At 74.4% G+C, this 7,586-nt stretch carries 10 protein-coding genes; 7 read left to right on the plus strand and 3 right to left on the minus strand.

Annotated features, from left to right (window positions below):
- From AC1MIR_RS00600 to AC1MIR_RS00615, 4 genes are all read left to right on the plus strand, one after another.
- Positions 1-956 (plus strand): peptidoglycan -binding protein (locus AC1MIR_RS00600; protein ID WP_480026248.1); only part of this gene is annotated, 956 nt, incomplete at its 5' end.
- Positions 957-1,034: 78 nt separating this feature from the next.
- Positions 1,035-1,670 (plus strand): uracil phosphoribosyltransferase, encoded by a 636-nt coding sequence (gene upp, locus AC1MIR_RS00605; protein ID WP_480026249.1) that lies wholly within the window; start codon positions 1,035-1,037, stop codon positions 1,668-1,670.
- A 27-nt stretch (positions 1,671-1,697) separates the two neighbouring features.
- Entirely contained in the window at positions 1,698-2,990 is a 1,293-nt protein-coding gene (locus tag AC1MIR_RS00610) for a hypothetical protein (protein ID WP_480026250.1), read from the plus strand.
- A gap of 24 nt (positions 2,991-3,014) precedes the next feature.
- Entirely contained in the window at positions 3,015-3,872 is an 858-nt protein-coding gene (locus tag AC1MIR_RS00615) for an isocitrate lyase/PEP mutase family protein (RefSeq protein ID WP_480026251.1), read from the plus strand.
- Positions 3,873-3,881: 9 nt separating this feature from the next.
- Here AC1MIR_RS00615 and AC1MIR_RS00620 read toward each other — a convergent pair whose 3' ends face one another.
- Together AC1MIR_RS00620 and AC1MIR_RS00625 are read right to left on the minus strand one after the other, a co-directional pair.
- Complete coding sequence (locus AC1MIR_RS00620) at positions 3,882-4,604, minus strand: hypothetical protein (RefSeq protein WP_480026252.1); 723 nt, start codon at positions 4,602-4,604, stop codon at positions 3,882-3,884.
- Between the two features lie 11 nt (positions 4,605-4,615).
- Complete coding sequence (locus AC1MIR_RS00625; RefSeq protein ID WP_480026253.1) at positions 4,616-4,948, minus strand: DUF1491 family protein; 333 nt, start codon at positions 4,946-4,948, stop codon at positions 4,616-4,618.
- A 90-nt stretch (positions 4,949-5,038) separates the two neighbouring features.
- On the opposite strand from AC1MIR_RS00625, the gene AC1MIR_RS00630 reads away from it, so the two are divergent.
- On the plus strand, positions 5,039-5,266 hold the full coding sequence (locus AC1MIR_RS00630) for a hypothetical protein (protein WP_480026254.1): 228 nt from the start codon (positions 5,039-5,041) through the stop codon (positions 5,264-5,266).
- Positions 5,267-5,494: 228 nt separating this feature from the next.
- Here AC1MIR_RS00630 and AC1MIR_RS00635 read toward each other — a convergent pair whose 3' ends face one another.
- On the minus strand, positions 5,495-6,100 hold the full coding sequence (locus AC1MIR_RS00635) for a cytochrome b (RefSeq protein WP_480026255.1): 606 nt from the start codon (positions 6,098-6,100) through the stop codon (positions 5,495-5,497).
- 82 nt (positions 6,101-6,182) lie between these two features.
- On the opposite strand from AC1MIR_RS00635, the gene AC1MIR_RS00640 reads away from it, so the two are divergent.
- Positions 6,183-7,112, plus strand: coding sequence for a hypothetical protein (locus AC1MIR_RS00640; RefSeq protein WP_480026256.1), 930 nt, complete (start codon positions 6,183-6,185; stop codon positions 7,110-7,112).
- Positions 7,109-7,555, plus strand: coding sequence for a hypothetical protein (locus AC1MIR_RS00645; protein WP_480026257.1), 447 nt, complete (start codon positions 7,109-7,111; stop codon positions 7,553-7,555). Before AC1MIR_RS00640 ends, AC1MIR_RS00645 begins: the two co-directional genes overlap by 4 nt.
- Positions 7,556-7,586 lie beyond the last annotated feature (31 nt).

A 7,586-nucleotide genomic window follows, 5' to 3' on the forward strand; every position in this document is an offset into this window, starting at 1 on the left:
GCGGGCGCGCCCCCCGCCCCCCCCCCCCCCCCCCCCCCCCCCCCCCCCCCCCCCCCCCCCCCCCCCCCCCCCCCCCCGCCGAGGACGCCGCGCGTGCCCGCGCCGCGGCGGAGGCGCTGGTGGCGCAGGCAACGGGGCGCAGCGCCGAGGCCGAGCGCCAGCGCGCCGCCGCGGCGCAGCTCGCCGCCGAGGCCACCGCCCGCGCCGCCGAAGCCGAGCGGCGCCGCCACGCGGCGGAGAGCCAGTCGGGCGAATTCGCGCGGCTGTCGGAGAGAGCGCGCGCGCAGGTCGCGCTGCTGACCAGCCAGCTGGAATCGCTGCGCAGCGAGATCGCGCGGCTGAACGCGGCGCTCGATGCCTCGGAAGCCGGCGGGCGGGACCGCGATGCGCAGATCGCGCTGCTTGGCCAGCGGCTGAACGCGGCGCTCGCCGCGCGGGTGGAGGAGCTGCAATCCTATCGCTCGGACTTCTTCGGCCGGCTGCGCCGCGTGCTGGGCGACCGGCCGGAAGTGCGCATCGCCGGCGACCGCTTCGTCTTCCAGTCGGAGGTGCTGTTCCCGGTGGGCAGCGCGGAGATGTCGCCGGCGGGGCAGCAGCAGATCCGCGACCTTGCGCGCGTGCTGCTGGATCTCGCCGCGCAGTTCCCGCGCGACCTGTCCTGGGTGCTGCGGGTGGACGGCCATGCGGATCGCAGCCCGATCCGCGGCGGCGGGCGCTTCGCGAACAACTGGGAGCTCTCGGCGGCGCGCGCCATCGCCGTGGCGCAGCTGCTGATCGATGCCGGCCTGCCGCGCAACCGCGTCGCCGCAGCCGCTTTCGGCGACACCCAGCCGCTGGACGACCGCGAGACGCCGGAAGCCTATGCCCGCAACCGCCGCATCGAGCTGCGCCTGGAAGCCGGGCCGGCGGCGAACGCGGCGGAGGCCCCTGCCCCGCCCCCGGCTCGCGCGCCGTAGCGCGCGCGGCCACGCGGCGCTTGGCGGAGGCGCCGGGGCGTAGGACAACTGCGGGACACCGCCGCCGGACGCCGAACGATGACCGCCAGCCTGCATGTCGTGGACCATGCCCTGCTCAGCCACCGCCTGGCCGAGCTGCGCGACGTCGCCACCCCCTCCCCGCGCTTCCGTCGCCTCCTGGCGGAGATCGGCGCGATGCTGACGGTGGAGGCGACGCGCGACCTGCCTTCCGTGATGGCGAAGGTGACGACGCCGCTCACCGTCATGGACCACCGCAGGCTCGCCGGGCCGGAGCCGGTGCTGGTGGCGGTGCTGCGCGCCGGCCTCGGACTGCTGGAAGGCGGCATGCAGATCCTGCCCGACGCGCCGGTCGGCCATGTCGGGCTGATGCGCGACGAGCACACGCTGAAGCCCTCGCAATACCTGCTGCGCATGCCGCCCGAGGTGACCACGCGCGGCGCGATCCTCTACGACCCGATGCTGGCGACCGGCGGCAGCGCGATCGCGGCGATCAGCCGCGTGAAGGAATCCGGCGCGCCGGTGGTGCGCTTCGTCTGCGTCGTCGCCGCGCCGGAAGGGGTGGCGAAGCTGCGGGAGGCGCATCCGGACGTGCCGATCTACACCGCCGCGCTGGATGTGAAGCTGAACGAGCGCGGCTTCATCGTGCCGGGCCTCGGCGACGCCGGCGACCGCTGCTTCGGCACGGAGGGATAGCGGCGCGGCGAACGGAGCAGCGCCGGGATGGACGGCAAGCGGCAACGCCCTGACCGCAAGCGGCTGGAACCGCCCACCCATGCCGAGGCGGCGGCGGCGTACAGATCCGGCCGCAGACTGGTCATCGGCGGCATCGCCGGGATCGGCGCCCTCCTCGCCGGGCTCGTCGTCGGGATCCCCGCGCTGTTCCCCGATGCGCAGCCGAAGCAGCGCTTCGACAACCGCCGCATCATCCCGCCCCTGCTCCGTGCCCGCATGGAGCTTCGCCGGCCCACCGGGCGGGAGGCCGACCAGCGCGGCACGCTGCCCGGCGACCTCGACGAGCGGGAGGCGCTGCTGGTGCTGAGCCGCGTCGAGATGCGCGACTGGAACCTGTCGCTCGAGACGCCGGCGCAGCGCGAGATGCTGGAAGTCACCTCCTATCTGGCCGACGACATCTGGCGCGCGGCGCAGGTGCGCGTGGCGGTGGTGCCGGTGGGCGGCGCGCCGGATGCGCGGCTGATCGCCGCGCAGGGCAACACCGCCTGGGTCTGGGCCGACCAGCTCGTCGCGGCCGGGCCGGGCTTCATGGGCAGCACGGCGGACCAGGCGGAACTTGCGCGCCTCAATCCCGAGTTCGGCCTGGACCGCCCGGGGCTTGCGAGACGGCTGAGCCTTGCGGAGGCGCTGGTGCTGGATGGCACGGCATCGGGGCGCGGCGGCTTCGCCTTCGACCCGGCGACACGCATCGCGCATCGGCGTACCGACCCGCGCGACGCGCCGCTGCCGCCGCTGTTCCGCGCCCCCGCCTTCGCCGGCCCCGCGCTGGCGCGGGAGGGGCGCATGGGCGCGACCTGGTTCGGGCTGCTGCCGGCGGAGATGGCGATCACCGGCGCGGTCGCGGCGCAGGATGCGGGCGGTGCCTTCCTGCCACCGATGCCGGAGGCCGGCCCGCTGCGGCTCTGGCGCGGGCGGGTGCGCGAGGGCGGCGGTGCGGCCGATGTGCTGGAGGCGGCCGAGCCGGTGCCGGGGGTCGCGCCGCTGCGCGCCGGCGGGCTGCTGGTGGAGGCGCCGGGACGGCTGCTCGCGCCGGCGGACCCGCCCTCGATCCTGCTGGCGCAGGCCGGCGCCGTGGGCGGCATGGAGGAATGGGTGCGGCGGATCCGGCCGGACGGCACGACGCTGTGGGAGGCGGCGCTGCCCACCACGGAGCACATCGCCTTCGCGATGGCGGAGCCGGGGCGGCTCTGGCTGCTCGCGACCCCGGATCGGCTGAGCCAGACCCTGCACGCGATCGCGCTGGCCGATGGCCGCAACATCCGGTCGCGGCCGGTGGCGTGACGAGGGTGGCGTGACGAGGAAGGCGTGACGAGGACGGAGGCGAGGATGGGCGGCATGCTGGATGCGGCGGCGGCGGGCGCGCGGCGCGAGGCTTTTCGGGCGCTGCATGCGGAAGGCTGCTTCGTGCTGCCCAACCCGTGGGACGTGGGGACGGCGAAATACCTCGCCGCGCAGGGTTTCCGGGCGCTGGCAACCACGAGTTCCGGCGCGGCCTGGTCGCGCGGGCTGGCCGATGGTGCGATGGATCTCGACGCCGTGCTCGCGCATGTCGCGGAGATCGTCGGCGCGACCGCGCTGCCGGTGAACGCCGATTTCGGCCATGGCTACGGCGCCGATGCCGACGGCGTGGGACGGGCCGTGGCGCGCTGCATGGAGACGGGCGTCGCCGCGCTGTCGGTGGAGGACGCGACAGGCGACCCGGCGCGGCCGCTCTTTCCGCTGGAGGAGGCGGTGGCGCGGATGCAGGCGGCGCGCGCGGCCTGCGATGCGGCGCCCGGGCGCGGCATCCTGGTGGGCCGCGCGGAATGCTTCCTGACGGGCCATCCCGATCCGCTGCCCGAATCGCTGAGACGCATCGCGGCCTATGCCGAGGCGGGGGCGGAGGTGCTCTACGTGCCCGGCCTGAAGACCGCGGAGCAGATCGCGGCGGTGGTGCGGGCGGCGGCGCCGCTGCCGGTGAATGTGCTTGTCTCGCGCCCGATCGGTCTGACGCTGGCGGAGATCGCGGCCCTCGGCGTGCGCCGCGTCAGCATCGGCGGCGCGCTGGCCGGCGTCGCCTGGGGCGCGGTCGGGCGCGCGGTGGCGGCGCTGCGGGAAGGGCGCTTCGAGGAACTCGGCACGCGGATGCCGGGTGCCGAGCTCGACGGGCTGTTCGCGGGGTAGCGCCGCGGATCAGTCCGCCTCGACCGGGATGAGGAAATGCGCCGCGAAATCGGTGCCCGTCATCGGCGCCGAGACCTCGAGCACCCAGCGCCGCGCCACGGGCGGGTCGTGGCTCGCCCAGACGCGCCTGAGGCCCGGGATCATGATGGCGGCCTTGAAGGAGACGTAGGGCGACGGCCTGATCCGCGGCGCCGGCGCAGGGCCGACCAAGGCCGGCAGCTGGAAGGCGAAGGGGATGCCGCGCATCGGATCGACGCCCTCGGCGGGTCGTTCCTGCGCCCGCTCCCAGACGATGAAATCGTGGTCCCGGTAGGGCCTGGTCGCGCTGTCGCGGTTGTCGGCGAACTCATGCGTGTCCACGCAGCGCAGCCGGATGCGGTAGGCGCCCGTCGGGGCCAGGGGGCGCGCGGTGCGGACCACGCCCTCGACCCGTCCGCCGAGCCGGATCCGGCTTGGGCCGGCCAGTTCGAGCGTGGCGGCGCCGAAGCGGCGGTGGCGCAGCTCGGCGCGCACCGCGCGCACCGTCTCCAGCACCGTCACGCCGGCCAGCATCAGCGGCAGGGCGATGATCGGGTTGAAGTCAGGCGAGTCGATGTCGAGCGTCCAGGCCCAGGGCCAGGGCAGATAGGAGGAGACGAACCCCGTCGCGGCCGCAAAGGCGATGGCGAGGAAGCCATGCGACAGGGCGGCGTCGCGGGGATGGTCGCTGTCGCTGTGGCTTGGTCGCAGCATGGCGGCCGGTGTCAGATGAGCTTCGCCTCGAAGGGCGGCTTGAAGTCGGGGGCCTCGAACTCGACCACCCAGAGGTCAGGGTCGCGCTTCACCTGGCGCGCGACATAGGCGTCGGCCGTCGCGTCATCCACCGGCGCCTCGCCGGTCGCGCGCATCCAGGCAGGGCGGCCTTCCGCGTCGCGGACCTGGGAGAGGACGACGAGCCCTTCCCGCCCCCGCAGCAGGCACAGGATGCCGCCGGCATCAGGGTCGCCCTTGCGGATCACGGCGGCGGGGCGGCCGGCGATGTCGGAGAGGCGGGTGGCCATGCTCACCCAGATGCCAGCCTTGACGCGGGGTTCCATGCGCCGAAGGTCGGCGCCGTTCGGCGGCCGCGCAAGCCCTTGCCTGCCGCCGCGGCCGGGTCCATTCACCGCGGCGAGAGGACCCTCCCCATGTCCAAGCACCAGGACCTGACCGAAGGCCAGCGCGCCTATGAGGCGCGGCGGGCCGCCAAGGCCGGCATGACGCTGGAGAAGTGGCTCGTCGAGAAGGAGAAGCGGGCGAAGGCCGAAGCCGCCGAGGCGGCGAAGGAGGTCGAGGCTGCCGCCAAGGCGGCGCAGCCCGGGAAGAAGGGCTGGCTCGGCCGGCTGCTCGACAAGGCGCATCAGCCTCTCAAATAGTGCCCTCAGGCGCCGGGCGCCGGCTCCGCCGGCTTGGCTTCCGCGCCTCAGACATGGGGCGCCTGGTGGGGCGGGCTTGAGCCGCGCGGGGTAGATTGCATCGGCCCTCAAGCGCCGGGCGGCCGCATCCGCGGCCTTGGCTTGCGCGCCTCAGACATGGGGCGCCTGGTGGGGCGGGCTTGAGCCGCGCGGGGCCGCGCTGCGGCCCTTTGGTGTGGCGCGGCGCGCTCAGAGCATCCTGAGCAGCGTGCCGTCCTTGCGGATGGCGTGGTGGTGGATGGCGCCGGCGACATGGGCGGCGATCAGGAAGGGCAGCGACCAGCCGATCAGGCTGTGCGCCCAGTGCAGGACTGTCGCCAGCGTCTCATGCGCTTCCATGAATTTCGGCAGGTCGATGAAGCCGAGGAAGGCCGTCTCGCCGCGCAGCGGGAAGCCATAGGCGTTGGTCGTGAAGAAGCCGAGCAGCGGCTGGACGATCAGCGCCGCATAGAGCGCGTGGTGCACGGCGTTCGCGGCCACGCGCATCCGCGGCGGGATGTGGTCGGGCGGCGCGGGCGGGGCGGAGAAGCCGCGCCAGGCGAGGCGCGCGACGGCCAGCATCAGGATCAGCAGGCCGATGCTCTCGTGCAGCGCGTAGAAGGGCATCTTCGCGTCATCCTTCATGAAGCGGATGACGAGGCCGGAGAGGATCGCCAGCGCGATCAGCGGCACGGTGGTCCAATGGAACCACTTGGCGAGCGTGGAATACTGACCGTCCGGGTGCAGCCCGTCCACGCCGCGAAGGGGCACCGTCGCGGTCGGCGTCGCGCCGATCGTCGCTGAGGGCTGGTCCATCTCTCGCATCTCCCGCTCGCCCTGCCACTATGGCATGACCCTGCGCGGCAGATGGAAGCGAAAGCCGCGCGGAGGAGAGGCGATGCTCGCGGCGCATGCGGATTGGAGCATCGATCCACGCAAGCGCTGGATGGCGGTCGCACGGCGCGGCGCCGCGGGATGGCAGGCCGAGGCGCCGCGGCCGGTGGGCGACACCACGGCGCTGCTGCCGGGGCTGCTGGCGGAGGGGGCGCCGGTCGCGCTTGGCCTCGACCTCCCGCTCGGCGTGCCGCGAGGCTGGGCGGCGGGACGCACGGAAGCGGATTTTCCGGCGATGCTGCGCGGGCTGGCGGGCGACCCGCAGTTCTTCCGGGTCTGCGCGACACTGGAAGAGGTGTCCGCGGCGCGGCCCTTCTATCCGGCACGGGGCGTGAAGGGGATGACGCGCGCGGCGCATGCGGCCGCACTCGGGCTGGCCTCCGCGCGCGACCTGTCGCGGCTCTGCGACCGCGCGACGGCGACGCGGCCAGCGGGGGCGCCGGTGTTCTGGACGCTGGGGGCGAACCAATCGGGCAAGGCGGCGATCGCGGCCTGGCGGGACTGGCTGGCACCTGCGCTCGCGGCGGGTGCGCCCGTCGCGCTCTGGCCGTTCCAGGGCGGGCTGCACGCGCTGCTCGCGCCGGGGCGCGTCGCGGTGGCGGAGGTCTATCCGGCGGAGGCGCTGCGGCAGCTCGGGCTGCGGCTGGCCGGCAGCAAGCGCGCGCAGGCGCCGCGCATCGCGCTGGCGGCGCCGCTGCGCGATGCGATGGCGCGGCTGCGGGTGGAGCCTTCGCGCGACCTGGCTTCCATGATCGCCGTTGGATTCGGCGCGGATGCGGCGGGGGAGGACAGGCTGGACTGCGTGCTCGGGCTGCTCGCGCTGATTGCCGTGCTGGACGGGGCGCGCGAGGATGTCGTGCCGGAGGATCCCTGGATACGCCGCTGGGAAGGCTGGGTGCTCGGGCAAAGCGACATGCCGCGCGAGGACGCATGAGGTTCGACAGCGATGCGGAACTCGCCGCGCATGTGCGCGGGCTGCTCGACGCGACGCTGCCCAAGGCGCGCTGGACGCATGAAGGGCACATCGCGGCGACGGCGGGGCTGATGCTGCTGCATCCTGCGCTGGACGTGGAGCAAGAGCTGCGCGGGCTGATCATGCGGCTCAACGACAGCCATGGCGTGCCGAACAGCGACACGCGCGGCTACCACGAGACGATCACGCGCTTCTTCCTGCTCGCGCTCCGCCATGAACTCGCGCGCGACGACGCGACCGCGCCGGCGCATGCGCGCGTGAACGCGCTCCTGGATGGCCGCACGCTCGGCAGCGGCAAGCGCGCGCTGGCGCCCTATTGGTCGGAGGCGGTGCTGTTCTCCGTCGCGGCGCGGCGGGGCTGGGTGGCGCCCGACCTGGCGCCCCTGCCCTATCCGAACGCATGAGAATTGCGGCAGGCGCCAAGCGCCTGCCGAG

Source organism: Falsiroseomonas sp. RANM36 (genome assembly GCF_056682175.1).

Coding starts and splice junctions, on each gene's coding strand:
- upp (WP_480026249.1), top strand. CDS start 1,035: ATGACCGCCAGCCTGCATGTCGTGGACCATGCCCTGCTCAGCCACCGC.
- AC1MIR_RS00610 (WP_480026250.1), top strand. CDS start 1,698: ATGGACGGCAAGCGGCAACGCCCTGACCGCAAGCGGCTGGAACCGCCC.
- AC1MIR_RS00620 (WP_480026252.1), bottom strand. CDS start 4,604: ATGCTGCGACCAAGCCACAGCGACAGCGACCATCCCCGCGACGCCGCC.
- AC1MIR_RS00625 (WP_480026253.1), bottom strand. CDS start 4,948: ATGGAACCCCGCGTCAAGGCTGGCATCTGGGTGAGCATGGCCACCCGC.
- AC1MIR_RS00630 (WP_480026254.1), top strand. CDS start 5,039: ATGTCCAAGCACCAGGACCTGACCGAAGGCCAGCGCGCCTATGAGGCG.
- AC1MIR_RS00635 (WP_480026255.1), bottom strand. CDS start 6,100: ATGGACCAGCCCTCAGCGACGATCGGCGCGACGCCGACCGCGACGGTG.
- AC1MIR_RS00640 (WP_480026256.1), top strand. CDS start 6,183: ATGCTCGCGGCGCATGCGGATTGGAGCATCGATCCACGCAAGCGCTGG.
- AC1MIR_RS00645 (WP_480026257.1), top strand. CDS start 7,109: ATGAGGTTCGACAGCGATGCGGAACTCGCCGCGCATGTGCGCGGGCTG.